This is a genomic window from Agromyces agglutinans (assembly GCF_009647605.1).
GTDB classification, from domain to species: domain Bacteria; phylum Actinomycetota; class Actinomycetes; order Actinomycetales; family Microbacteriaceae; genus Agromyces; species Agromyces agglutinans.
The window spans coordinates 312,524-335,360 of sequence record NZ_WJIF01000002.1 but is presented as its reverse complement, the minus strand read 5'-3'; the positions used below and the strand labels follow the sequence as shown (position 1 = coordinate 335,360).

Below are 22,837 nucleotides of genomic sequence, written 5' to 3'. Positions count from 1 at the left end.
ACGTCAGCTCAGTACGTCGCGCGTGACGAACCGCGTGATCGCGAGCGTGCCGAAGACGAGCACGTAGGCGCCCTGCAGCAGCGCGTTCGCAGCGAACGAGTCCCACACGGGCGGCGAGCGCAGCAGGTCGGCGAAGTCGAGCCAGCGATCGGTGAACAGCCACGGATGCAGCGCCTCGAGCTGCGGGATCGCGCCGACGATCTGCGACACGACCGCGAGGATCGACGTCGCCGCCATCGCGCCGATCGGCACGGTGGTCAGGGTCGACAGGAACAGCCCGATCGCGGAGAGGCCCAGCAGCGACACCGCGACGTACGCCGCCACCGCCAGGAACCGCAGCAGCCCCTCGCCCACCGGGATCTCGTCGCCGGAGAGCAGCGTCACCGGTCCGATCGGGAAGAGCAGCCAGCCGACGAGCGTGCCGAGGACCACCACGGTAAGGGTTCCGGCGAGGCAGAAGGCGGCGGCCGCGAGGTACTTCACGACGAGCAGCCGGATGCGGCCGGCCGGAGCGATGAGCAGGTACCGCAGGGTACCGTGGCTCGCTTCGCCCGCGATCGCGTCGCCCGCCGTGACGCCGATCGTGAGCGGCAGGAACAGCGGGATCGCGACGGTCATCGCCGCGATGCCGACGAAGAGCCCGTTCCCCGTGATCTGGTCGAGGAACGCGGGTCCACGGCCGGCGCTCGACCCGCCGGCGATCCGGATCGCGATGCCGATGAGGATCGGGATCAACGCGAGGGCACCGAGCATCGCCCAGGTGCGCCAGCGGGTGAAGAGCGTCGCCAGTTCGTTGCCGAGCAGGCGCAGCGTGCCGGATGCCGCAGCGCGCGGCCGGCGCACCGTGTCGGTCGTGCCACCCGCGTCGGCCAGGTCGGCGTCCCGTGCGGCGCCGGTCGTGGCATCCGCCTCACGCGACGACATCGAAGCCCTCCCCGGTGAGCTCCACGAATCGCTGCTCGAGGCTCGCGCGTTCGACGGCGAAGCCGCGAACGCGCACCCGCTCGGCGACCAGTGCGGCGACGATCGCCTCGGGAGCCTCCTCATCGTCGGGCAACGTACCGACGACGACCTCGAGGTCGGATGCCGCGGACCCGGACTCGACCTCGATGCCGAGGCCCGCGAGCACGCGGCGTGCCGCCGGGGCATCCGGAGTCCTCACCCGGACCCGCGCCCGACCGCCCGACCGGCGGAGCTCCTCGAGCGTGCCCTGCGCGACGAGCCGGCCGGCGCTCATCACGCCGACGTGCGTGCAGAGTTGTTCGACCTCGGCGAGCAGGTGGCTCGACACGAACACCGTGGTGCCGTCGGCCGCGAACGAGCGGATCAGCGCGCGCACCTCGCGCGTGCCCTGCGGGTCGAGCCCGTTCGTCGGTTCGTCCAGCACGAGCAGGTCGCGCGGCATCAGCAGCGCGTTCGCGAGTCCGAGGCGCTGCTTCATGCCGAGCGAGTACGCATGCGCCTTCTTCGCCGCGGCGTGCGAGAGGCCGACCCGCTCGAGGGCCTCAGCGACCCGGGTATCACGGGTCGAGCCGATCGAGTGGCGGTCGGCGGCGTCGAACCGGCGAAGGTTCTGCGCGCCCGTCAGGTACGGCGAGAACGCGGGGCCCTCGACGAGCGCGCCCACCCTCGGCAGCACGGCGTCGATGGCCCGCGGCATGGGCGATCCGAGCACCTCGGCTTCGCCGGCGGTCGCGCGGACGAGGCCCAGCAGCATCCGGATGGTCGTGGTCTTGCCCGAGCCGTTCGGGCCGAGGAACCCGTACACCGCCCCGCGCGGCACGGCGAGATCGAGCCCGTCGACCGCGACCTGCGAGCGGAAGCGCTTCGTGAGCCCGCGCGTGCGGATCGCGAGGTCGGCGGCGTCGTCCGCGACTGCATCGTCGACGACGGTGCCGGCCCGCCCGCTCACCCGGGTCGCCCGTCAGCGCCCGGTGTCCGCGGCCCCGGCGGCCGCGACCTCAACCAGCCGCTCGACGGGCACCGCGCCCGCGAGCACGCGCCCGTCGTCGGTGATCAGCACGGTCAGGAGCGAGGTCTCGAGCACTCGTGCGCCGTCGACCGCTCGGGTGAGCGAGTCGAGCATCTCGGCGTCGACCGACGGCAGCGGCAGCTCGACCACGGTGGCCCAGCCGTCGCCGTGCACGATCGGCGACGGGACACCCTGCTCGCCCGAATGCGCCCCGCCTGCCTTCGCCTCGAGACCGGCGCGCCACTCGGCGAGCTCCTGCTCGGTCGGAATCGGGATCTCGCGCTCGGTGACGGTGAAGTCGGCCGACGGAGCGAACTCGAAGACCGAGGTATCCGGAGCCTCGAACGACACCTCGGAGAAGGCGACACGGAACGCGGGCTCGTCGGCCCCGCGCGCGGAGATCGATGCGGCGAGCGGCATTCCGTTCTCGCCGTCGACGGCGAAGCGGAGCGAGCCGACGAGCGTGTCGTCGGTGCGAGGCTCGAGCACGAGCTCATATACCTCGCGCCCGGCGACCCGGGCGTCGGTGCCGACGGTGACCTCGGTCGTCTCGTCGAGCGAGGCGAGCGCGCGGTCGAGCAGCTCCTCGGGCGTCGGCAGCGGCGCGCCGGTCTCGGCCTCGATGCGCGCGCGGGCCTCCTCGGCTGAAACGTCCGCGTGCGCCTCGGCTTCGGCACCCAGCTGCTCGGGGTCGGTGCCCTCGGGCAGCACGACGTGCGTCGCGGTCTTGGTCTCGGAGTCGACGAACCACCCTTCCGCGGCCTCGCCGTCGACGTAGACATTGCGCTCGGCGAGCTGGTCGAGCACCTGGAGTCGAGCGAGCGAGCCGTCGACGTAGACGTTCGCGGTGTGCGATCCGGTCGCGAGCGAGATGAGGTCGTCGAGATCGGCGGGCTGCGCCGCGTCGTCGCCGCGGGCCCCCGCATCAGCGGAACCGCTGCCCGCACCGCCCATCGCGCCGGTGAGTCCGGCGAGGTCGGGGATGCCGAGTTCCGAGGTCTGCTCGATCGTGCCGCTGAACGCTTCGACATCGCTCGTCGACGCGAACTCGAGCAGCTCCGCGACGGTCTTGTCGGGCAGGTCGACGGCGGCGCTGGCCTGCATCGGCACGATCACCGCGGCGGCGATCGCGGCCGGAACGGCGACCGCGGGAATCCAGAGGAGGGCGCGGCTGCGGAGTCGCCCGTCGGTGCGTGGGCTCATGCGCTCAGGGTACGTCGCGACGTGGCATCCGGTGCGGAATCGCGGCGAACGCTCAGGATGCGCGACCGGTGCGGAGCCGCCCGGGCGGCGCTACGGTGGCGGAATGACCACGGTGACCGAGGCCCGACGCGAGCTCATCGACGGCGTCGCGGCGGAGTTCCTGCACAACTCCCCTCGAGCGAGGCGGCTGGTCGCGGTCGGCGCGACGGATGCCGCGCGATCCACGCGCTTCGCCGACGACCTCGCCGCAGTGCTCGCCGCACAGGGGCAGCGGGTCGCCCGCCGCTCGGTCGGCGACGCCGACGAGGCGACCCTCCGGCGCGACACGATCGAGCCGTTCCGCGCCGGCGCACTCGACGATGCGAGCGACGCCGACACCGTGCTCGTGGTCGACGGCACCGCGCTCCTGCACGACGCCACGCGCGGCATCTGGCACTTCTCGGTGTGGGTGCTCGCGGGCGACGAACTGCCCGATTCGGGAGCGAACGTCATCGTCGACGCCACCGAAGAGGATGCCCCGACCCGGTACTTCTACGACTACTGCAAGCTGCCGCCGAGCCTGAACCGGCCCGGCCTGCACTGACGCGGGCTGCGGACCCCGGCTGCGGGCCCCTGCTGCGGCCCGGCCGCCTCGACCCGTTGCCGCGCCCGCCGCGCGGCGCTACGGTGTGGCCCATCGCACGTTGTGCCCAGTTCGGGGGGTTCTCATGGTCGACGTCGTCCGTCCTCGCCACCGCCGCCGCACGCTCCGGCGTGCGGCGGTGCTGCTCGCCGCGCCGCTCACGGCCGGCCTGATCGCCTCGGCGGCGCCCGCGTGGGCCGATCCCGGGGGCCGCGGCGGGCACGGCGGCCACGGTGGTCACGGCCGACCCGACGCGACCCCGGTCGCCACGTCGGTCGGCAGCGGCGGGGCCGTGTCATCCGTCGACGCGTCGGCCAGCCGGGTGGGCATCGAGATGCTGCGCTCCGGCGGGAACGCCGCCGATGCGGCGGTCGCGACGGCCGCGGCGCTCGGCGTGACCGAGCCGTACAGCGCCGGCATCGGCGGCGGCGGGTACTTCGTGCACTTCGACGCGGAGACCGGCACGGTCAGCACCATCGACGGCCGCGAGACCGCGCCGGCGGGCATGCCGACCGACGCCTTCATCGACCCGGCGACCGGTGCGCCGTACCGGTTCTCGCCCGAGCTCGTCTCGTCGGGGGTCTCCGTCGGCGTGCCGGGCACCCTCGCGACCTGGGAGCGCGCGCTCGAGCGGTTCGGTACGAAGGGCCTGAAGCAGGCGCTGCATCCGGCCATCCAGCTGGCGAAGCACGGGTTCCCCGTCGACGAGACCTTCCGCGGCCAGACCCTCGACAACCAGGCGCGCTTCGCCGCGTTCCCCGACACGGCCGAGCTCTTCCTCCCGGGCGGCGACGCCCCGCAGGTCGGCACGACGTTCCGCAATCCCGACCTGGCCGACACGCTCTCGCTCATCGCCAAGCGCGGCACCGACGCCTTCTACGAGGGCCCGCTCGCCGCCGAGATCGCCGACGTGGTGCAGCATCCGCGCAAGGACCCGGCGTCGCCGCTCCCGGCGCCGCCCGGCACGCTCACGACCGACGACCTGGCCGCCTACGAGGTCGTCGAGCAGGAGCCGACGCACGTCGAGTACCGCGGACTCGACGTCTACGGCATGGCGCCCTCCTCGTCGGGCGGGACCACCGTGGGCGAGTCGCTCAACATCCTCGAGAACCACGACCTGTCGGCCGAGTCGCCCGAGGCGACCACGCAGAGCCTGCACCTGTTCCTCGAGGCGACCGCCCGCGCGTTCGCCGACCGCAACGCCTACGTCGGCGACCCGGCATACGTCGACGTGCCGACCGCGACACTGCTGAGCCAGGACTTCGCCGACGCGCGCGACTGCACCATCGATCCGGATGCCGCGTCGGTGCGACCCGTGCCCGCGGGTGCGCTCGACGCGGTCGGCTGCGCAGCCGTCGCGTTCGAGGAGCACGCCGACACCGAGAACGTCTCGACGACGCACCTCTCGGTCGTCGACAAGTGGGGCGATGCCGTCGCGTACACGCTCACCATCGAGCAGACCGGCGGCTCGGGCATGACCGTTCCGGGCCGCGGATTCCTGCTCAACAACGAGCTGACCGACTTCAGCACCGTCTACAACGAGAGCGACCCGAACCGCATCGAGCCGGGTAAGCGGCCGCGCTCGTCGATGTCGCCCACGATCGTGACCGAGGGCGGCGAGGTGCGCTACGTGCTCGGCTCGCCCGGCGGCGCGACGATCATCACGACCGTGACGCAGATCCTGTTGAATCGCATCGACCTCGGGATGACGCTGCCCGAGGCCGTGGCCGCGCCGCGAGCGTCGCAGCGCAACGCGGCGGTGACGCCGGCCGAGCCCGAGTTCATCGACGCGTACGGTGCCGCCCTGGGTGCGTACGGCCACGCGTTCACGCCGTCGGGCGACCGGTTCACGTCGGCCGCGCAGATCGGCGCCGCCGCGACGATCGAGGTCGCCCCCGACGGCACGATGACCGCGGCCGCCGAGCCCGTGCGACGCGGCGGCGGCACCGGGCTCGTGGTGCGGCCGCAGCGGTAGGGTGCTGAGGCCTACGCGCCCGCGCGCGCCCGCAGCCGCGGCGCGAGGTCGCGCTCGAAGAGCTGCATGAAGCGCCGCTGGTCGTGCCCCGGCGCGTGGAACACCAGGTGATCGAAGCCCCAGTCGAGGTACTGCCCGATCTCCTCGACGACCGCATCGGGGTCGGTGCCGACGATCCAACGCTTCGCGATCTGCTCGATCGGCAGCGCATCGGCGGCCCGCTCCATCTCGACCGGGTCGGTGATGTCGTGCTTCTGCTCCTTCGAGAGCGACAGCGGCGACCAGAACCGGGTGTTCTCGAGGGCGGCCTCCTGCGTCTCCTCGTACGAGAGCTTGATCTCGATCATGCGGTCGAGCGCGTCGAAGGAGCGGCCACCGGCCTCGGCGCCCTCCTTCACCGCCGGGATCAGCTGGTCCACGTACAGCTCGGCGCCCTTGCCGGACGTGCAGATGAAGCCGTCACCTGCGCGGCCCGCGTACTTGGCCACGGTCGGCCCGCCGGCGGCGATGTACACCGGCACCGGGGCATCCGGCCGGTCGTAGATCGACGCGTCGTGCGTCGAGTAGTACTCGCCCTCGAAGCTGACCTGCTCGCCGTCGGTCCAGAGCGCGCGCATGAGGCGCACGGCCTCGCGCAGGCGTGCGAAGCGCTCCTTGAACTCGGGCCAGTCCTGCTCGCCCGCGCCGCGGAAGCCGGTCGCGATCTCGTTGAGCGCCTCGCCCGTGCCGAAGCCCGCGATGACGCGGCCCGGGTACAGCACGCCGAGTGAGGCGAACGCCTGCGCGAGCACGGCCGGGTTGTACCGGAACGTCGGCGTCATCACGCTCGTGCCGATGCGCACCGTCGACGTGCGCTCGCCCACCGCGGCCATCCAGGTCAGCGAGAACGGCGCGTGCCCGCCCTGGTGGCGCCACGGCTGGAAGTGGTCGCTCGTCCACACCGATTCGAAGCCGTGCGACTCGGCCGCGACGGCGAGCTCGACGAGCTCGCGGGGGTCGAACTGCTCGGCGGAGGCCTTGTATCCGAGGGTGAGGCTCATGCCTCGATCCTTCCACGGAACGGGCATCGCGCGGCCCGGGGGTCCTGCGCCCGCGATGTCGCGCGAACTGCGGGAATGCGACCTGCTGAAGCGCAGTTCGCGCGACATCACGCGGCGGTCACGCCGGGAGCGGGCGGCGGCGCCCCGCGGCGGGCGGCCCGGCGGGTCAGCCGAAGGCGCCGTCGGCGAGGGCGGCGACGACGCGGGCGGTGTGCGGCCCGGTGCCGAGCGCGATCGCCTCCTCGAGGGCGGCGAGCGTGTCGACATCGCGACGCAGGCGGGCGGATGCCTCGAGCCGGGCGAAGCCCGCCCGCTCGTGCTCGGCCGCCGAGTCGACCCCGAACCGCGGCTCGAACGCGACGCCGGGCCGCGCGGTCGCGAGGGTCGTGCCGTCGCCGTCGGCGTCGGGAACGAAGGCGAGCGGATGCCCCGCCGCCGCGGCCAGCGCGGCGTCGAGGTCGGCGGACGGCAGGCACGGCACGTCGCCGAGCAGCACCGCGACGGCGCCGGCCCCGGTCGCCCGCGCATGCGCAATGCCCAGCGCGATCGACGCCGTGAGCCCGGCCGGACGCCCCTCGTCGAGGAACTCGGCGTCGCCCGCGAGCGACGGGTCGTCGCCGACCACCAGCACCCGCGCGACGGAGTCCGCGGCGAGCGCGGCCGCGACCGTGTCTGCGGCGAACGCGCGGGCGAGCGCGGCCCGAGCGGCCGGCGACACGTGCGGCGCCAGCCGCGTCTTCGCGCGCCCCGGCGCCTTGACCGGCACGATCACCGTCCAGCGCGAGGCATCCGACCCGCTCACCGGCGCAGCCCCGGCAGCACCTCGCGGCCGAAGACCTCGAGGAACGCGGCCTGGTCGCGGCCGACGTTGTGCAGGTAGATGCGGTCGAAGCCGAGGTCGAGGTAACGCTGGATGCTCGCGCGATGCCGATCGGGGTCCGCGCCGACGGCGAGGCGGCCGGCGAAGTCCGCGGGCCGCACGGTGCGCGCGAAGTGCTCGAGATCGTACGGCGAGCGGATGTCTCCGCGGGGCGCCCGGAGCCCCGCGATCGGCCACTCGCGCAGGGCGTTGTCCATCGCCTCCTCGTCGGTCGGTGCCCACGACAGGTGCAGTTGCAGCACGCGGGGCATCCGCCCGGGGTCGCGACCCGACTCGCGCGCGCCCTCGCCGAAGCGCTGCAGGAGCGCCGCGAGCCGGTCGACCGGCGCGCCCATCGTGATCAGGCCGTCGGCGACGCGACCCGCGCGGCGGGCCGTGACGGGGCCTCCGGCAGCGACCAGGATGTCGGGCGCAACCGGCGGCATGGTCCACAGGCGCGTCGACTCGAGCTTGAAGAACTGCCCGGCGAAGCGGACGTCACGGCCGGCGATGGACGCCGCGAAGAGCCGCTTGACCAGGTCGACCGCCTCGAACATCCGCTCGATGCGCTCGGGCGGCTCGGGCCAGTACGTCCCCACGACGTGCTCGCTGATCGCCTCGCCCGACCCGATGCCGAGCCAGTGCCGGCCGGGGAACATCGAGGCGATCGTCGCGCTCGCCTGGGCGACGACGGCGGGATGCATCCGGAAGCCGGGGGTCGTGACCCCCGGTCCGAGGTCGCCCGTGGTGCGCGCGCCGATGGCCGAGAGCACGCTCCACACGAACGACGACTCGCCGTGCGCGGGAAGCCACGGCTGGAAGTGGTCGCTCGCCATGACGCCCGTGAAGCCGTTCGCCTCGGCGAGCGCGGCGAGATCGACCGCCTCGGCGGGAGGGAACCGCTCGAGCATCGCGGCGTAGCCGATATGCGGTCGGCCCGATCGCCCTGGGTCCTCGTGCACTGGCATGGTCCCATCCTGCCGTGCCGCGCCGGTCGGCGGGCCTACTCGACCAGTGGGCGCCCCTCGGCGACGGATTCCTCGAAGCCCGCGCGGTAGCCCTCGTCGTACGCCTCGTCGGCGCCCTGGCGGAACAGGTCGCGGTCGGCCGGACGCTGGATCGAGCGGGCCCCGGGCAGGTCGAGTTCGCCGACGTACCGGCCGAGCCCGCGCACCACCGCCACCGGCACCCCGCTCGACTTGCCCTTCACGAGTTCGGCGGCGCCGGCGATCTCGTCGGCCACGCACGGCATCGTGACCGAGAGCGGCTTGCCGGAGGCATCCGTGCCGCCCCGCAGGTCGTCGAAGACGTGCACGCCCGCGGCGCCGATCGCGATGTCGGTCTGCCCGTCGCGCCAGGGGCGTCCGAGGGTGTCCGAGAGGATGACGCCGACCGTGCGCCCGGTGAGCGCGCGGAGGCCGGTCGCGAGGGCGCGGGCCGAGGCATCCGGATCGACGGGGAGCAGCAGCACCGTGCCGTCGGGCGCGTTCGAGGCATCCACCCCGGCGGCCGCGCCGATGATGCCCTGCCGGTTCTCGACGATGCGCGTGACGCCGCCCTCGAACGTGCGCGTCGCGACGACGCGCACGGTCTCGTCGGAGATCGCCTGCTCGCGGTCGGCTGCCTGCACGATGCGACCCTCGGCCTTCGAGACGATCTTGCTCGTGACGACGAGGATGTCGCCGTCGTCGAGTTCGGCCGCCTCCGCGATGATCGCGGCGAGATCGGCGCCCGGCTCGATCTCCCCGATGCCCTCGACGCCGTCGACGCTGAAGCCCATGTGCAACCCCCGAAACGCTCGCCCCTCATCATGGCAGCCGGGTGGAGGTCGATGCGAGCGGCCGGCCGCAAGCCCCCTCCGCCGACGGACGGCGCGCCGGTAGCATGCCGCCATGACCGCCGCACCCGGCCCCCGCCATGCCGAGCCCGACGACGCAGACGCCGACCTCGACGCCGACCCCGCCGACGGCCGCGACGAGACCCCCGTCGAGAAGGCCGACCGCAACTGGGGCGACATCCTGCAGGAGCTCCGCGCGGTGCAGACGGGCACCCAGATCATCACGGGCTTCCTCCTCGCCGTCGCGTTCCAGCCGAAGTTCGCGGATCTCGAACCGTACGAGGTGGGCCTCTACCTCGTACTCGTCGTGCTCGCGGGCTTCGCGACCGTGCTCGGCCTCGCGCCGGTCATCATGCACCGTCGCCTGTTCGGACAACGGCAGAAGCCGACGCTCGTGCGGCAGGCGAACCGGCTGCTGATCGCGCTGCTCGTGGTCGTGTCCCTGCTCGCGGCGGGCGTCACGAGCCTCATCTTCGACGTCGCGGTCAACCGCACCGCGGGCTTCGTCGCACTCGGCGTCGCCCTCGTCGTGGTGATCGTGTTCTGGACCGTCGTGCCGCGGGTCGGGCGGCGCCGCGGCTGAGGCCTCGTGCGTCAGCAGCGCCTCGTACGCTGGTTGCCATGCGCATCGCCACCTGGAACGTCAACTCCATCCGCACCCGGTTCCGTCGCACGGTCGACTGGATGGTGCGCGAAGACGTGGACGTGCTCGCGATGCAGGAGATCAAGTGCAAGCCCGAGCAGTTCCCCTACGAGGCCTTCGAGGAGGCCGGGTACGAGGTCGTCGCGCACGGGCTGAACCAATGGAACGGGGTCGCGATCGCGTCGCGGCATCCCATCGCCGACGTCGAGACCGAGTTCGGCCAGCCCGGGTTCCTGAAGGGCGTCGAAGGTGTCGACCTGCCGGTCGAGGCGCGCGCGCTCGGCGCGACCGTCGAGGGCGTGCGGCTCTGGAGCCTGTACGTGCCCAACGGCCGCTCGCTCGACGACCCGCACTACACGTACAAGCTCGACTGGCTCGCCGCGCTCGCCGCGTACACCCGCGCCGAGACCGGGGCGCATCCCGAGCGGCCGTTCGCGCTCATGGGCGACTTCAACATCGCGCCGACCGACGTCGACAACGGCAACCCGCTCGTCGTCGAGGGCCTGTCGACGCACGTGTCGCCCGCCGAGCGCGAGGCGTTCTTCGCGCTCGAGGCCGCCGGCGTCTCCGACGTCGTGCGCGCGCGCGTGCCCGAGGGCCTGTTCACGTACTGGGACTACCAGCAGCTGCGATTCCCGCGCAACGAGGGCATGCGCATCGACTTCATCCTCGGTTCGGCGGCGTTCGCGCAGGCGGTGACGGATGCCTCGATCCACCGCAACGAGCGCAAGGGCGAGGCCCCGAGCGACCACGTGCCCGTGCTGGTCGACCTCGCGTTCGGCGACGCCGACGACGAGGGCGACCTGCCGATGATCTTCGGCTGACCAGGGCCGTCCTGATGTCGGCATCCCCGGGCACCTCGTGCCCTCGACCGTAGGAGTGACGCATCCATGACGAAACCGATCAGCCGCGCTGGCGGCCTGCCGGCTCCGACGGTCGTGCGCGCGTTCGACCTCGGCGCCGCCGGGCCGTACTCGATCGCCGTCGCGCCCGACGGCACGCTGTGGGTCACCCTCGTCGCGACCGGCGAGCTGCTGCGGCGCGCTGCCGACGGCTCCGAGCGGCGGTTCGAGGTCGGCGAGCGTCCGGGCGTGGTCGCTGTGGGACCGACCGGTGCCTGGTGCACGGTCACGGGCGAAGACCGCCTCGTGCGCGTGGCGGGCGACGAGGCGACCGTCCTTGCAGCACCGGGCGGCCCCTACGGGATCGCCGTGGGCCGCGACGGCGTCTGGGTGAGCCTCATGGAGGCGAACGCCCTCTCGTCGGTTGCGCCGGACGGGACTACGGGCGAGGTGGCGCTGCCCGTCGAGGGCGCGTTCCCGGCCATGGTCGCCCTCCAGGCCGACGGCTCGGTCTGGGCGGCGCTGAACCAGGCCGGCTCGCTCGTGCGCCGCGACCCGGCCGGCGACCTCGAGCTGGTGGACCTGCCCGACGGCGCGGCACCGGTGGGGATCGCCGTCGCCGGCGACGATGTGTGGGCGGCCGACATCGCCGGCGGCCGCATGTTGCAGGTCGACGCGGGGCGGCGGGTCCGCGAGTTCGCCCTCGGCTCCGACTCGCGTCCGCACGCGGTGGTCGCCGATTCGACGGGCTGCTGGTTCACCGAGTGGGGCGCGGACCGGCTCGGCCGGATCGATGCGACGGGGCGGCTCTCCGAGTTCGACCTCTCGGGATTCGGCGAGGAGCCGCACGGCCTGACGGTCGACGCCGACGGCGTGGTCTGGGTGGCGTTCGAGAGCGGATCGGTGGCCGGATTCCGCGCCTGATCCTGGCGCGGAATACCGCCGCGTTAGCCGGTGGCCTACCGTTCCGCAACCCGCAGCGGGTTCGCAGTCAGCGGCGATAGCCTCGGCCCGATGACCACGGCACCCGAGCGTCCTGCCGTCGACGACGCCCTCGTCGGCACTCGGCTGGGCGACCGCTACGACATCACCGCGCTGATCGGGCGTGGCGGAATGGCGTCGGTCTATCGCGCGCTCGACACCGCGCTCGGCCGCGAGGTGGCCGTGAAGGTCTTCGTCGTCGGCGAGGGCATCGACGACCCCGAGCGGCGCCGCTCCGAGACCGCGCTCCTCGCGAGCCTCGCCCACCCCGCCCTCGTCACGCTGCACGACGCCGCGCGCGATGCGAGCACGGGCCACGAGTTCCTCGTCATGGAGCTCGTCGACGGACCGAACCTGCGCGAACACCTGCGGGTGCAGGGGCCGCTCGGCACGGCCGAGGCTGCCGGCATGCTCGTCGACCTCGCCGAGGCGCTGCACGCGATCCACGCCCGCGGGATCGTGCACCGCGACCTGAAGCCCGCGAACGTGCTGCTCGCTCCGTCGGTGCTGCCGAGCCGCCCCTGGCACGCGAAGCTCGCCGACTTCGGCATCGCGAGGCTCATCGACGACAGCCGGCTTACGGCGGCCGGCGTGCTCATCGGCACGCCCGGGTACGTCAGCCCCGAGCAGGTGCGCGGCGAGGGAGCCGGCGCCGCCTCCGACGTCTACGCGCTCGGGCTGCTCGCGCTCGAGGCGCGGACGGGCGAGCAGGCGTTCCCGGGGCCGGGCATCGAGGCCGCGAGTGCACGCTTGGTGCATGACCCCCACGTGCCCGCGGAGCTCGGCCGCGAGTGGCGCGAGCTCATCAGCGCGATGACCGCCCGCGACCCCGCCGACCGCCCGACCGCGCTCGAGGTCGCGAGCCGGGCGGGCGCGCTGCCGGCGGCGGCGGCGGGGGCGGCGCGCGACGCCGGCCCGGCGACCGTCGCGACGCCAGCCACGGGTTCGTCGTCGACGACGCCGTCGGAGGAGGAGGCGACGTCGCCGGACGCGACCGCGCCCACGAAGCTCATGCCCGCCGGCGAGGGGAACCGTGACGCCGGGTCCGACAGGCGGGCAGCCGACGGCAGAGGCAGCCGAAGCGGCCGAAGCGACCGCTCCGGCCGACTCGGCCGATGGCTGGTTCCGGCGCTCATCGCTGCGGTGCTCGCCGTGGCGGCGCTCACGGTGCTGCCCATCGTGATTCAGGCAGGCGGGGGCGGTGAGCCCACGCCGAGCCCGCTCCCCGCAGTGCCGGGTGAACTCGGCGTGCACCTGGAGCAACTCGAGGAGGCGGTGATCCCATGACGTCGTCGTCCGTGACCGGCATCCGGCGCGGCATCCGCTCGCGCATCGGCGGCTCGCTCGCCGGCCTCGTGATCGCGGGCGCCCTCGCGACCGGCCTCACCGCGTGCTCCGGCGAGCCCGAGCTCTCTGCCGAGGCGACCGAGGCGCTGCACTCGCGGGTCGTCGACATCGCCGAACGCTCGGCGGGCGGCGACCTCACGTGGGCGATCGCCGAGCTCGACCTGCTCGCGGCCGAGGTCGACGAGGCATCCGCGACCGGCACGATGCCCGACGACCAGGCCGCCGAGATCGACGAGGCGATCGCGCTGGTGCGCACCGATCTCGAGGCGCTCATCGCCGCGCAGACGCCGCCGGCGCCGGTGACCGACGAAGGCGGCGACGAGGGCGACGAGGGCGCGGGCAACGAAGGCGAGGGCAACGGCAACGAGGGCGGCGGCAACGGGAACGAGGGCAACGGCGGCGGGAAGCCGGACAAGGGCAAGGGCAACGGCAAGGACAAGTGACCTCGTAGCCCCCGCCGAGGCATCCGCGCCGAAACGACGTACCACCGGCGGTCGCCGAGCCGCCGGCGCTCAGCGTCGCCCGGTGAACCCCTGCATCGAGCGGTAGACGCCGAACCCCTCGCCGACGACGACATCGAACACGCGCGTCGGCAGCAACGCGCGGAGCGCGCGCGAGAGCCGTACGCTGCGCGGGAGCTCGACCAGCGGATCGCCACGCAGCATCGACCGCCACACCCGGTCGACGACGTACTCGGGCTCGAGCACGGGCGCGAGCAACGGCCCGGTCGCCCCCGCGAACATGCCGGTCGAGATGTAACTCGGCGTGACGGTCGTCACCTTCACGTTCGTGTGACCGGCCTGGTCGAGTTCGACGCGCAGCGAGTCGCTCCACCCGATGAGGGCGGCCTTCGATGCCGCATAGGCCGCCATGCGCGGATTGCCGAGCGTCCCCGCCGCGCTCGCGATGTTGACGACGCGCTTCTCGCGGTAGGCGTCGGCGATCATGCCGGGCAGGAACTCCCGGGCGACGTACATCGGCGCGAGCGCGTTCACGCGCATCGTCGTGCGGGTGTCGTCGCCGTTGTCGGTCTCCCAGAAGTAGCGGTTGCCGCGCACGATGCCGGCGTTGTTGATGAGCACGTCGGGGGTGCCGATCTCCTTGCGCACCTTCTGGGCGTGCTTGGCGATCGCGCCCATCTCGCCGAGGTCGACGACGTCGCCGCGCACGATCGTGCGACCGCGCGCCGCGCGGCCGAGCTCGTCGGTGGTGCGGGCGAGCGCGTCGCCGTCGCGATCCCAGAGCGTGACGGATCCCGCGCCTTCGGCCACCGCCCGCTCGGCATAGCTGCGGCCCATGCCGCTCGCCGCACCCGTGATCAGCAGCTTCGCGCCGCGCACCGTCCTCGCCATGGGGTCAATTCCACCACGCGGCGGACGCGACCTCAGATGAGGCCGCGCTGCGCGAGGTTGCGGTACAGGTCGTCGATGCCGAAGCTCCACGGTGCGACCGTCTCGCTCGGGCGCACGCGGTTGACGAGCGCACCGAGTCTCGGCTCGCGGATCGTCACGACGTCGTCCTCCTGGTGCGTGAAGCCGTGGCCGGGCTCGTCGCGGTCCTGGATCGGCGCGAACAGCGTGCCGAGGTAGAGCACGAAGCCGTCGGGGTACCGGTGGTGCGGGCCGATCGTCTGCGCGACGAGGGCGGCCGGGTCGCGACTGATCTTCGCCAGGGGGCTGGATGCCTCGAGCCGGAAGCCGTCGGCGCCCTCGACGCTGAGGGAGACCTCGGCCCGTCGCACGTCGTCGAGCGCGTAGCCGTCGTCGAAGAAGCGGATGAACGGGCCGACGGCCGCCGAGGCGTTGTTGTCCTTCGCCTTGCCCAGCAGGAGCGCCGAGCGGCCCTCGATGTCGCGCAGGTTCACGTCGTTGCCGAGCGTGGCGCCCACGATGCGGCCGTCGGAGGCCACGACGAGCACGAGCTCGGGCTCGGGGTTGTTCCAGGCCGACGTCGAGAGCACGCCCACGTCGGCACCCGGGCCCACGGTCGCCAGCACGGGCGCCTTCGTGAACACCTCGGCATCGGGGCCGATGCCGACCTCGAGGTACTGGCTCCACATGCCGCGCTCGATGAGCAGCTCCTTGAGGGCCGCCGCCTCGGGCGAGCCCGGAACGAGGTCGTCGAGCGAGCCGCCGAGAAGCCCCAGCACCTCCGCGCGCACGTCGGCCGCCGCGTCGGCGGCGCCGCCGGCGCGCTCCTCGATCATGCGCTCGATCATCGAGACCGGGAACGTGACGCCTGCGGCCTTCACGACGTGCAGGTCGATCGGCGAGAGCAGCCACGGACACGAGGGGTCGCGCACGTCGTCGGGCGTGTTCGCGACCACCTCGTCGAGGCTCGCGAGCACCGGCCCGTCGGCGGCGGCCAGGGCGGCGGCCGGGTCGGCCTGCTCGGTCAGCGCGCGCATGGTCGCGAACCGGGCGCTCAGGTCGACCACGCCCTCGGCGCGGATCGCGATGACGCTCGGGCCGCCGACGGCCGGATCGAACACGCGGCCGGCGAGGGCGCCGACCGTTCCGTCTGCGGGCAGCAGGTCGGCGGCGTCGCCGATGCGAAGCGGGGTCACGACACGAATCCTCGCATGCGGATGCCACTCCCATGGCAGCATGGAGCGCATGGTCGCCCACGTGGATCCGTCGGACATCGTGCTCGTCCCGAAGGACGACGAGGCCGTCGCGCGCTGGCTTCCCGTGGCCATGCGCGAGTACGAGGAGGCCAGGCTCGAGGCCGGCGACAGCCCCGAATCGGCGGATGCGGCGCGCGCGCAGTCGGAGGCCCGGTTCTTCCCCGATGGGCGGCTGATCGAGGGGCACCTGCTCTACACCGTCGAGGTCGACGGCGAGGAGGCCGGGTGGCTGTGGATCGGCCCCTGGGACTCGCGTGGCACCGAGGACTGGTGGGTCTACGACCTGCGCGTGCTCGACGAGTTCCAGCGGCGCGGCATCGCGCGCGAGGTCATGCGACGCGCCGACGAGATCGCGCGCGAGCACGGTGCGAAGAGCATCGGCCTGAACGCGTTCGCGACCAACGTGCCGGCGATCGCGCTCTACGAGAGCCTCGGCTACCTCACCGCCGCCCTCCACATGCGCAAGGAGCTGTAGCGCCCGTTCAACCCGCCGTGGTCACGGCGAACCCTCCGGGTGGGAGCACGATCGTCGACGACCCTGGCCCGAGCGACCGCTCGGCGACGAGTTGCCCCGTCGACGAAGAGACCCGGACGACCGAAGGGAGGGTCGCGAACCCGACGGTCGCACGCCGCGGCAGCACCGACGACGAGTGCACGAGCTCGGTCGCGGCATCCGCGCCGGTGAGCAGGAGACGGGAAATCAGCGGCCGCACGATGAGCGCGTCGAGCCGCAATTCGCCGTGCAGGACCCGCGTCGACAGCTCGGCGGAGACCGGGCGGAGATCCGGTAGCACCGCCTGCGGCGCCAGCGCGCCCGGCTCGTCGCTCGCGCTGATGCCCTGCTCGCGGCCGGTCGCCGCCACGAGGCCGGGGAGTGAACCGCCCCGGCGCCAGATCGAGAGCCCTGACGAGTCCGCGGGCAGCCAGGCGACGGGCTCCACCGACCAGCGCTCCGCAGGGTTCGGCAGCGCCCACGCCGCGGTCTCGCCGCGCTCGAGCACGAGCGTGTCGCCCGAGTACGACGATTCCCCGGTCCAGGCCGAAGCGGGCGTCACGAGGTCACCGGTCGTCGAGGTGGCATCCTCGGCCTCGAGGCTGGTGAGACCGATGCGCTCGCCGACCTCGGACACCGCGACGGCGCGCGCCGCGACCTCCGGACGCTCGTCGAGCGCGAGCATCGACAATTGCCCGTGGATGGTGCTCTCGGCTCCGCCGTTGCGGTTGATCGAGCCATCGGCCTGCAGGCCGTCGAACGTCACGCCCGTCGTCGGGTCGTACATCACCTGCCCGGAGCGGTTCGCCCCGAAGTACCACGCGGCCTGCATCGCGGCCAGCTGTTCGAAGCCGGGCGAGCCCGAGGCGTCGGCGACCGCCAGCAGCGATTGCAGCCGCGAATCGGCGCCGTAGGCGATCTGCACGCGGTCGGTGGGCGTCGGGAACCACCCGTTGTCGGGCCCGCCCGCGGTCAGCAGGGTCGGCGTGAACGTCGACGAGTCGCGCACGGCGGGTTCGAGCAGCGTCGGGTCGTCGAGTACCGCGGATGCCTCGGCCAGCGCCGCGGGCATCTGCGACCCCCACGCGTGCCAAAGGGTGCTCGACTTCGCCCACGGCAGGATCGCGCCGTACGGCCACGAGTCCACATCGCCCGCCGACATCGCGGCCACGCCCTCGGCGAGCTTCGCCAGCGTGTCGCGGGCCGCGGCATCGTCGGGCGCCGCCTCGACGTACGCCGCGAGGCCCAGCACGGCCTCGGCGGTGGCATCCGCGCCATCGACGATCAGCCAGGCCGGCACGCGCCACCCGTCGGAGATCGCGTACTCGCCGTAGCGAGTGAGCACCTGGCGGTCGACCGCGTCGCGTGCGAGGGCCAGGCGATCGGCGAGGAATGCCGTGAAGCCGGGATCGCCGCCGTCGGCGGCGAACGCGGCGTACCCCTCGCCGAAGGCCCAGAGCGTCCGCGCGAGCCAGTAGCTCGGTCCGGAGTCCGAGGGGTCGGGCAGTTCGACCGGCTCGGCGCTCGGGTTGAGATCGCCGTCGGGCTGCATCCAGAGCACGACGTTGCCCGCGTTCTGCCCCTCGCTCGTCTGCAGGTACGCGAGGGAGCGCAGCAGTTCGTAGGCCGTGTCGCGGCTCGTCTCCTCGCCGGTCTGCCGCCAGTGCCGCAGGTAGACGACGGCGGCACGCGAGGTGTCATCGGCGTTGTAGGCGCCCTGGCCCCAGTCGCCCGTCACCGGGTCGAGCGGACCGCCGCCGACCCGTTCGAAGGTGCCGCCGGGGCGCGCATCCGCGTAGGTCCACGGCTGCACCAGCTCGGGCTCCTCGGCGAGCCGGTACGTCGTGTGACCAGGCTCGGGCGTCGGTGTCGCAGTGTCGAGCAGGAAGTCGAGGTGGTCGAGGTTGGCCAGCGCGGATGCCTCGGGCACCTCCGCTGCCGCTGGAGGCGGCGCCGTCGCGGCGAGCGCTCCCGCCGCCAGCGCGGCGGCCAGCCCCCACGCCGCGACGCGCTGCGCCGGCCTCCGCGTCGTCTTCGTCGATGCACCCATCGGAATCCCCCTCGTTGCCCTGCGGTCACTGCCGTCGCCGCTGTCCTTTCGCGCGGCTCACTCGACGCGGTCGAGCCGCGCCACGCCGATCTTCGAATCCGCCATGCCGTAGAACACGTATCGGACTCCCTCGATCTCCTCGACGGCCGTCGGGAACACCACGTTCGGCACGATGCCGCTGCGCTCGTCGTCGGTCTCGGGCGCGAGAATCGGCTCAGGTGTGCGCGCGAGCACGATGCCCGGGTCATGCGCGTCGAGCAGCATGGCCCCCGCGGCGTAGTTCACGTTCTGCTGCTGCGAGAACGCGCTGTCGATCGCGCCGGTCACGCCGTGGTGGATGACGAGCCACCCCTCGGGCACGCGCAGCGGCGGCGGGCCGCCGCCGATCTTCAGCTCCTCGAACGGGAACTCCGGCCCCGCCAGGAACCGATGCCGCCTCCACAGGGTGATCGCCGAGACATCCGCCCGCACCGCGTCGAGCGGCACGTAGCTGATCCAGATCGACTGCCGCTCGTCACTCGTTCCGGCCGGCACCCGGACCCCCTGCCCGGGCCTCGTCTCGCCGAGGTCCCACATCGGGCGATGCAGCACCGCGAGGCTGCGGGTGCCGTCGGGCCCGATGACCGACTCGGGGAAGAACGTCGTGTCCTTGTTGTGGAAGAGGTTCAGGTCCATGTCGAGCGCGTCGTCGTAGGCGAACAGCGCGGGCCCCAGACGCCGCCAGCTCCTCAGATCGTCGGACACCGCGACGGCCGTGCGCGGGCCGAGCGGGCCGTAGGCCACGTAGGTCATGACGTGCAGGCCGAGCTCGTCGATCCACGTCGTGCGGGGGTCCTCGACGCCGGCGTTGCCGACGCCGCGCTCCCACCCGCGATCGGGCGCGAGCACCACGCCCTGACGCTCGACGCCGATCGGCACGCCGGCTTCGACCACGACCCGCGCGAGCCCGACGCGCGAGACGTTCCCCTCGGCGACGAGCCGCGGCAGCAGGTAGAGCTCGCCGTCGGGGCCGCGACCGGATGCCGGGTTCAGCACCCCCTCGGCCTCGTTCGGGTTGCCCGGCTCCGGCTCCATCACGACGCCGATGCGCGTGAGGGAGTACGGCACGCGCGTCGGCGTGGCAGGTGGGTCGGTCATGATCAGCCTTTCACTCCGGAGCCGAGGTCCGTCGAGACGAACGAGCGCTGGAACACCAGGAACAGCACGATCGCGGGGATGGAGAGCACGACCGCGCCCGCCATCATCGCTCCGTACGGGTTCGCCGTCGACGCGGCGATGTTCGAGATGAAGTTCGCGAGCGACACCGCGAGCGGCTGCAACTCGGCCTCCTTGGTCACGAGGAACGGCCAGAGGAACTCGTTCCACGGGCCGATGAACGTGAGGATGACGGCGGTCGCGATAGCCGGGCGCACGAGCGGCAGTGCGATGCTCCAGAGCACCCGCACCTCGCTCGCGCCGTCGATGCGCGCCGAATCGAACAGGTCCTTCGGCAACTGCAGGAAGAACTGCCGGAAGATGATCACCGCGGTCGAGTTGATCAGGAACGGCAGGATCATGCCGAGGTACGAGTCGGCGAGGCCGAAGTCGCGCGCGATCATCACGTACAGCGGGATCATCAGCAGCTGGAACGGCACGACCTGTACGAGCAGGGCCATCGCGAAGACGAACCCGCGACCGCGCCACTTCAGGATGGCGAGGGCGTAGCCCGCGAGCACCCCGAAGACGACCGTGCCGATGAGGGCGCCGCCCGTGAAGATGCCCGAATTCATGAGCCCGGTGAACAGGTCGATGCGCTCGTCGATCGCGACGTAGTTCTCGAACGAGAGGTTGCCCGGCGCGGGGAACGCCCCCGCGACCGACGGATCGACCTCGGCCTGCAGCGACCCGACCACCATGTAGTAGAAGGGGAACAGGAACGCGACCGCGCCGAACGACAGCACGAGGTAGAGCAGGACCGCCTGGAGTCGTCCGCCGCTCGACGGGTCGTGGTGGCGCCCGGTCGTCACCGCGCGGGTGGTCGGCGCGGGTCCGGTCGCGGCATCCGTCGGCTTCGTGCGCTTCGGTTCCTTCGCGACGGTCATGATTCCTCCCGCCCGACGAAACGGCGCTGCAGCCACGCGACGAAGAGCACGAGGACGACGAGGATGACGCCGATCGCGGCCGCGACATCGGGGTTGCCCTGTTCGATGCCGCGCTGGTACATCAGCAGCACGGGCGAAGTGGATGCCCCGTTCGGACCGCCGCCACCGGTGAGCAGGTACGGCTCGGTGAAGAGGTTGGCGCCCGTGATGGTCGCCAGCAGCAGTACGAGGAAGGTCGCCGAGCGCACGCTGGGCACCGTCACCGAGATGAACCTGCGTACGCGGCCGGCTCCGTCGACGGATGCCGCCTCGTACAGCTCCTTCGGCACGTTCTGCAGCGCGGAGAGGTAGAGCAGGATGTAGAACGCCATCCCCTTCCAAGTCACGAACAGCGCGATCGTCGGCATCGCGAGGGCCGAGTTCACGAGCCACGACGGGTCGGGCGCGAGCGGCCCGAGCACCTGGTTCACGAGACCGTTCCCCGAGAACAGGAAGAGCCACACCGCGACCACGGCGACCGATGCGGTCACGTACGGCACGAAGTAGCTGACGCGGAAGAACGTGCGCGCGTGGATCACAGTGTTCAACGCGTAGGCCAGCAGCAGCGAGAGCACGACCGTCAACGGCACGTTGATGACGAGGAAGACGCCCACGTTGCCGAACGCCTGCCAGACGTCGGGATCGGAGAGCACCGCGACGTAGTTGTCGAAGCCCGCGAACGGGCGATCGACGACCGCGCCGGGCGCGGCGAAGAAGTAGTCCTGGAAGGACATCCAGACCGCGAAGCCGATCGGGTACGCGAAGACGACCGCGATGAAGACGACGTACGGGGCGGCGAACAGCGTGCCGAGCGGATGCTCCCCCAGGAGACGCCGCTTGGGCCTCGAGCCGGAGGGCTTCCCGGCCGGCGCGGGGGCCGTGCCGACCGGGGAGCTGGAGAGGGTGGTCATGACGTCACCGTCATTCCGCCGCGAGCTCGTTCGCCTGCTCAGCGGCATCCGAGAGGAACGACGCCGTGTCGCCCTCGCCGAAGATCACGGCCTCGGAGTAGCGGTCGCGGAACTCCTGCCAGATCTCCACCGAGTTCGCGACGTTCGGCACCTCGACGACCCGGTTGGCCTGGTCGCCGAAGGCCTCGTACGCGGGGTTGGCCGCGAAGTAGTCGGCGTACGTCTCGGTGAGGTCCTGGCGCAACGGCATCTGTCCGGTCTCCTCGAGCCAGATGCCGTCCTGCTCCTCGCTCGTCGAGAACTTCAGCACATCCCACGCGGTCGCCTGGTTCTCGCAGGCCGTGAACATGCCGACGTTCTTCGCGTCGCTGAATGTGTAGGTCTCGCTCGCGTCGATGCCGTCCGCCGTCGGCACCGGAACGGCGCCCCAGTTGACGTCCTCGCCGTAGACCGAGATGGCCCAGGGGCCGACGATCGACATCGCCGACTGCGCGTCGGCGAACGCGTCGCCGTTGTAGGCCTCCTGGCCCGCGAGACCCTCGGCGTACATGGTCGCCCAGAAGTCGGCGACGGCCTGGCCGTTCTCGTCGTCGAAGGTCGCCTCGCCGTCCTCGATGAGCTGCCGGCCGCCCGATTGCGCGGCGTACAGGGGGTAGAAGTCGAACCAGCTCTGGAAGAACTCGCTCGTCGGCGCGGGCCAGATGGCGTGCTGCACGGCGCCCGAGGCGACGAGCGTGCGGGAGGTCTCGAGGAACTCGTCATGCGTCGCGAGCGGCGGGTTCTCGGGGTCGAGTCCGGCCTGCGCGAACAGGTCCTTGTTGTAGAAGATCACGACCGGGTTGGACTTCCACGGCATCTGGTAGAAGTCGCCGTCGGCCGAGCGGTACTGCTCGGCGACGTCGCCGGAACGCTCGGTGATGTAGCCGTCGCCGTCGTCGAACTCCGAGAGGTTCACGAGTCCGCCCTGCCGCTCGAACTGCGGCACCGCGGCGGGCGACGTGTTGTAGACCAGGCACGGCGCGTTGCCCGCGGCGATGGCGGCGCCGATGACCTCCTCGCTCGAGCTGCCGGCCGGGATCTCCTGCGCCTCGATCTGCTCGTCGGGGTTGTCGGCGTTCCACGCCTCCACCATCTGCTCGGCCCAGGCGATCTCGACCTCATTGTTGGAGTACCAGATCTTGATGTCGCCGCGGCTTTCGGTGCCCCCCTCCTCGCCGGCGGTGCACGCCGCCAGGGCAAGGAGTCCTGCCGCCCCGAGGGCCGCGGAGGTGATGATGCGTCGTCGCATGATGTGTCCTTTCCGGATGCGGCATCGG

At 72.4% G+C, this 22,837-nt stretch carries 22 protein-coding genes; 8 read left to right on the top strand and 14 right to left on the bottom strand.

Going from position 1 to position 22,837, the window contains the following annotated elements; translation table 11 throughout:
- Positions 1-3: 3 nt before the first annotated feature.
- From GE115_RS04780 to GE115_RS04770, 3 genes are read right to left on the bottom strand one after another with little or no spacing between them, the layout of a single operon-like run.
- On the bottom strand, positions 4-924 hold the full coding sequence (locus GE115_RS04780; protein WP_153683635.1) for an ABC transporter permease: 921 nt from the start codon (positions 922-924) through the stop codon (positions 4-6).
- Positions 911-1,912 carry an ABC transporter ATP-binding protein gene (locus GE115_RS04775; RefSeq protein WP_312854900.1) on the bottom strand — a complete coding sequence of 334 codons (1,002 nt, stop codon included), beginning with the start codon at positions 1,910-1,912 and terminating at the stop codon, positions 911-913. Before GE115_RS04775 ends, GE115_RS04780 begins: the two co-directional genes overlap by 14 nt.
- 12 nt (positions 1,913-1,924) lie before the next feature.
- Positions 1,925-3,175 (bottom strand): LolA family protein, encoded by a 1,251-nt coding sequence (locus GE115_RS04770; RefSeq protein WP_153683634.1) that lies wholly within the window; start codon positions 3,173-3,175, stop codon positions 1,925-1,927.
- A gap of 103 nt (positions 3,176-3,278) precedes the next feature.
- Between GE115_RS04770 and GE115_RS04765 the strand changes: the two genes are divergently transcribed.
- Together GE115_RS04765 and ggt are read left to right on the top strand one after the other, a co-directional pair.
- A complete protein-coding gene (locus GE115_RS04765) occupies positions 3,279-3,758 on the top strand; it encodes a hypothetical protein (RefSeq protein ID WP_153683633.1) in 480 nt (159 codons plus the stop codon).
- A 124-nt stretch (positions 3,759-3,882) separates the two neighbouring features.
- Entirely contained in the window at positions 3,883-5,772 is a 1,890-nt protein-coding gene (gene ggt / locus GE115_RS04760) for a gamma-glutamyltransferase (RefSeq protein WP_153683632.1), read from the top strand.
- Positions 5,773-5,783: 11 nt separating this feature from the next.
- On the opposite strand, the gene fgd is transcribed toward ggt, so the two are convergent.
- From fgd to cofE, 4 genes are all read right to left on the bottom strand, one after another.
- Entirely contained in the window at positions 5,784-6,812 is a 1,029-nt protein-coding gene (gene fgd / locus GE115_RS04755; protein ID WP_153683631.1) for a glucose-6-phosphate dehydrogenase (coenzyme-F420), read from the bottom strand.
- A gap of 166 nt (positions 6,813-6,978) precedes the next feature.
- Complete coding sequence (cofC, locus tag GE115_RS04750) at positions 6,979-7,614, bottom strand: 2-phospho-L-lactate guanylyltransferase (protein WP_312854899.1); 636 nt, start codon at positions 7,612-7,614, stop codon at positions 6,979-6,981.
- Positions 7,611-8,639 (bottom strand): TIGR03557 family F420-dependent LLM class oxidoreductase, encoded by a 1,029-nt coding sequence (locus tag GE115_RS04745; protein WP_153683630.1) that lies wholly within the window; start codon positions 8,637-8,639, stop codon positions 7,611-7,613. The genes cofC and GE115_RS04745 overlap by 4 nt, the downstream gene beginning before the upstream one ends.
- A gap of 35 nt (positions 8,640-8,674) precedes the next feature.
- The gene (gene cofE, locus GE115_RS04740; protein ID WP_172979702.1) at positions 8,675-9,451 is read right to left on the bottom strand and encodes a coenzyme F420-0:L-glutamate ligase; all 777 of its coding nucleotides are present in this window, start codon (positions 9,449-9,451) and stop codon (positions 8,675-8,677) included.
- A gap of 112 nt (positions 9,452-9,563) precedes the next feature.
- Here cofE and GE115_RS04735 point away from each other — a divergent pair, with 112 nt between their 5' ends.
- The 5 genes from GE115_RS04735 to GE115_RS04715 all read left to right on the top strand — a co-directional run bounded on the left by GE115_RS04735 (position 9,564) and on the right by GE115_RS04715 (position 13,764).
- Positions 9,564-10,091 (top strand): DUF6328 family protein, encoded by a 528-nt coding sequence (locus tag GE115_RS04735; RefSeq protein ID WP_153683628.1) that lies wholly within the window; start codon positions 9,564-9,566, stop codon positions 10,089-10,091.
- A 38-nt stretch (positions 10,092-10,129) separates the two neighbouring features.
- The gene (locus GE115_RS04730; protein ID WP_153683627.1) at positions 10,130-10,975 is read left to right on the top strand and encodes an exodeoxyribonuclease III; all 846 of its coding nucleotides are present in this window, start codon (positions 10,130-10,132) and stop codon (positions 10,973-10,975) included.
- A 66-nt stretch (positions 10,976-11,041) separates the two neighbouring features.
- Positions 11,042-11,917, top strand: a complete 876-nt coding sequence (locus tag GE115_RS04725) for a Vgb family protein (RefSeq protein WP_153683626.1) — start codon at positions 11,042-11,044, stop codon at positions 11,915-11,917.
- A 90-nt stretch (positions 11,918-12,007) separates the two neighbouring features.
- Positions 12,008-13,261 carry a serine/threonine-protein kinase gene (locus GE115_RS04720; RefSeq protein ID WP_153683625.1) on the top strand — a complete coding sequence of 418 codons (1,254 nt, stop codon included), beginning with the start codon at positions 12,008-12,010 and terminating at the stop codon, positions 13,259-13,261.
- Positions 13,258-13,764 (top strand): hypothetical protein, encoded by a 507-nt coding sequence (locus GE115_RS04715; RefSeq protein WP_153683624.1) that lies wholly within the window; start codon positions 13,258-13,260, stop codon positions 13,762-13,764. The genes GE115_RS04720 and GE115_RS04715 overlap by 4 nt, the downstream gene beginning before the upstream one ends.
- Before the next feature lie 69 nt (positions 13,765-13,833).
- On the opposite strand, the gene GE115_RS04710 is transcribed toward GE115_RS04715, so the two are convergent.
- Positions 13,834-14,673 carry an SDR family NAD(P)-dependent oxidoreductase gene (locus GE115_RS04710; RefSeq protein ID WP_153683623.1) on the bottom strand — a complete coding sequence of 280 codons (840 nt, stop codon included), beginning with the start codon at positions 14,671-14,673 and terminating at the stop codon, positions 13,834-13,836.
- A gap of 32 nt (positions 14,674-14,705) precedes the next feature.
- On the bottom strand, positions 14,706-15,887 hold the full coding sequence (locus GE115_RS04705; RefSeq protein ID WP_312854898.1) for a fumarylacetoacetate hydrolase family protein: 1,182 nt from the start codon (positions 15,885-15,887) through the stop codon (positions 14,706-14,708).
- A 49-nt stretch (positions 15,888-15,936) separates the two neighbouring features.
- On the opposite strand from GE115_RS04705, the gene GE115_RS04700 reads away from it, so the two are divergent.
- Positions 15,937-16,422 carry a GNAT family N-acetyltransferase gene (locus tag GE115_RS04700; RefSeq protein ID WP_172979700.1) on the top strand — a complete coding sequence of 162 codons (486 nt, stop codon included), beginning with the start codon at positions 15,937-15,939 and terminating at the stop codon, positions 16,420-16,422.
- Between the two features lie 7 nt (positions 16,423-16,429).
- Here the strand turns inward: GE115_RS04700 and GE115_RS04695 are convergent, their stop codons facing one another.
- The 5 genes from GE115_RS04695 to GE115_RS04675 form a co-directional block, all read right to left on the bottom strand.
- Positions 16,430-18,490 (bottom strand): hypothetical protein, encoded by a 2,061-nt coding sequence (locus GE115_RS04695; RefSeq protein ID WP_153683621.1) that lies wholly within the window; start codon positions 18,488-18,490, stop codon positions 16,430-16,432.
- A gap of 57 nt (positions 18,491-18,547) precedes the next feature.
- Positions 18,548-19,627 carry a glycoside hydrolase family 130 protein gene (locus GE115_RS04690; RefSeq protein ID WP_153683620.1) on the bottom strand — a complete coding sequence of 360 codons (1,080 nt, stop codon included), beginning with the start codon at positions 19,625-19,627 and terminating at the stop codon, positions 18,548-18,550.
- Between the two features lie 2 nt (positions 19,628-19,629).
- A complete protein-coding gene (locus GE115_RS04685) occupies positions 19,630-20,385 on the bottom strand; it encodes a carbohydrate ABC transporter permease (protein WP_153683914.1) in 756 nt (251 codons plus the stop codon).
- 182 nt (positions 20,386-20,567) lie between these two features.
- Positions 20,568-21,521 (bottom strand): carbohydrate ABC transporter permease, encoded by a 954-nt coding sequence (locus tag GE115_RS04680; RefSeq protein WP_153683619.1) that lies wholly within the window; start codon positions 21,519-21,521, stop codon positions 20,568-20,570.
- 10 nt (positions 21,522-21,531) lie between these two features.
- Complete coding sequence (locus GE115_RS04675) at positions 21,532-22,809, bottom strand: extracellular solute-binding protein (protein WP_153683618.1); 1,278 nt, start codon at positions 22,807-22,809, stop codon at positions 21,532-21,534.
- Positions 22,810-22,837 lie beyond the last annotated feature (28 nt).

What these genes read in the sequence shown, in the direction of transcription:
- ggt (WP_153683632.1), top strand. Translation starts at nt 3,883, where the DNA reads ATGGTCGACGTCGTCCGTCCTCGCCACCGCCGCCGCACGCTCCGGCGT.
- GE115_RS04770 (WP_153683634.1), bottom strand. Translation starts at nt 3,175, where the DNA reads ATGAGCCCACGCACCGACGGGCGACTCCGCAGCCGCGCCCTCCTCTGG.
- GE115_RS04675 (WP_153683618.1), bottom strand. Translation starts at nt 22,809, where the DNA reads ATGCGACGACGCATCATCACCTCCGCGGCCCTCGGGGCGGCAGGACTC.
- fgd (WP_153683631.1), bottom strand. Translation starts at nt 6,812, where the DNA reads ATGAGCCTCACCCTCGGATACAAGGCCTCCGCCGAGCAGTTCGACCCC.
- GE115_RS04735 (WP_153683628.1), top strand. Translation starts at nt 9,564, where the DNA reads ATGACCGCCGCACCCGGCCCCCGCCATGCCGAGCCCGACGACGCAGAC.
- GE115_RS04685 (WP_153683914.1), bottom strand. Translation starts at nt 20,385, where the DNA reads ATGGTGGTCGGGTCGCTGCAGGCCGAGGTCGATCCGTCGGTCGCGGGG.
- GE115_RS04725 (WP_153683626.1), top strand. Translation starts at nt 11,042, where the DNA reads ATGACGAAACCGATCAGCCGCGCTGGCGGCCTGCCGGCTCCGACGGTC.
- GE115_RS04710 (WP_153683623.1), bottom strand. Translation starts at nt 14,673, where the DNA reads ATGGCGAGGACGGTGCGCGGCGCGAAGCTGCTGATCACGGGTGCGGCG.
- GE115_RS04730 (WP_153683627.1), top strand. Translation starts at nt 10,130, where the DNA reads ATGCGCATCGCCACCTGGAACGTCAACTCCATCCGCACCCGGTTCCGT.
- GE115_RS04745 (WP_153683630.1), bottom strand. Translation starts at nt 8,639, where the DNA reads ATGCCAGTGCACGAGGACCCAGGGCGATCGGGCCGACCGCATATCGGC.
- GE115_RS04780 (WP_153683635.1), bottom strand. Translation starts at nt 924, where the DNA reads ATGTCGTCGCGTGAGGCGGATGCCACGACCGGCGCCGCACGGGACGCC.
- cofE (WP_172979702.1), bottom strand. Translation starts at nt 9,451, where the DNA reads ATGGGCTTCAGCGTCGACGGCGTCGAGGGCATCGGGGAGATCGAGCCG.
- GE115_RS04690 (WP_153683620.1), bottom strand. Translation starts at nt 19,627, where the DNA reads ATGACCGACCCACCTGCCACGCCGACGCGCGTGCCGTACTCCCTCACG.
- GE115_RS04720 (WP_153683625.1), top strand. Translation starts at nt 12,008, where the DNA reads ATGACCACGGCACCCGAGCGTCCTGCCGTCGACGACGCCCTCGTCGGC.
- GE115_RS04765 (WP_153683633.1), top strand. Translation starts at nt 3,279, where the DNA reads ATGACCACGGTGACCGAGGCCCGACGCGAGCTCATCGACGGCGTCGCG.
- GE115_RS04715 (WP_153683624.1), top strand. Translation starts at nt 13,258, where the DNA reads ATGACGTCGTCGTCCGTGACCGGCATCCGGCGCGGCATCCGCTCGCGC.
- GE115_RS04700 (WP_172979700.1), top strand. Translation starts at nt 15,937, where the DNA reads ATGGTCGCCCACGTGGATCCGTCGGACATCGTGCTCGTCCCGAAGGAC.
- GE115_RS04695 (WP_153683621.1), bottom strand. Translation starts at nt 18,490, where the DNA reads ATGGGTGCATCGACGAAGACGACGCGGAGGCCGGCGCAGCGCGTCGCG.
- GE115_RS04680 (WP_153683619.1), bottom strand. Translation starts at nt 21,521, where the DNA reads ATGACCACCCTCTCCAGCTCCCCGGTCGGCACGGCCCCCGCGCCGGCC.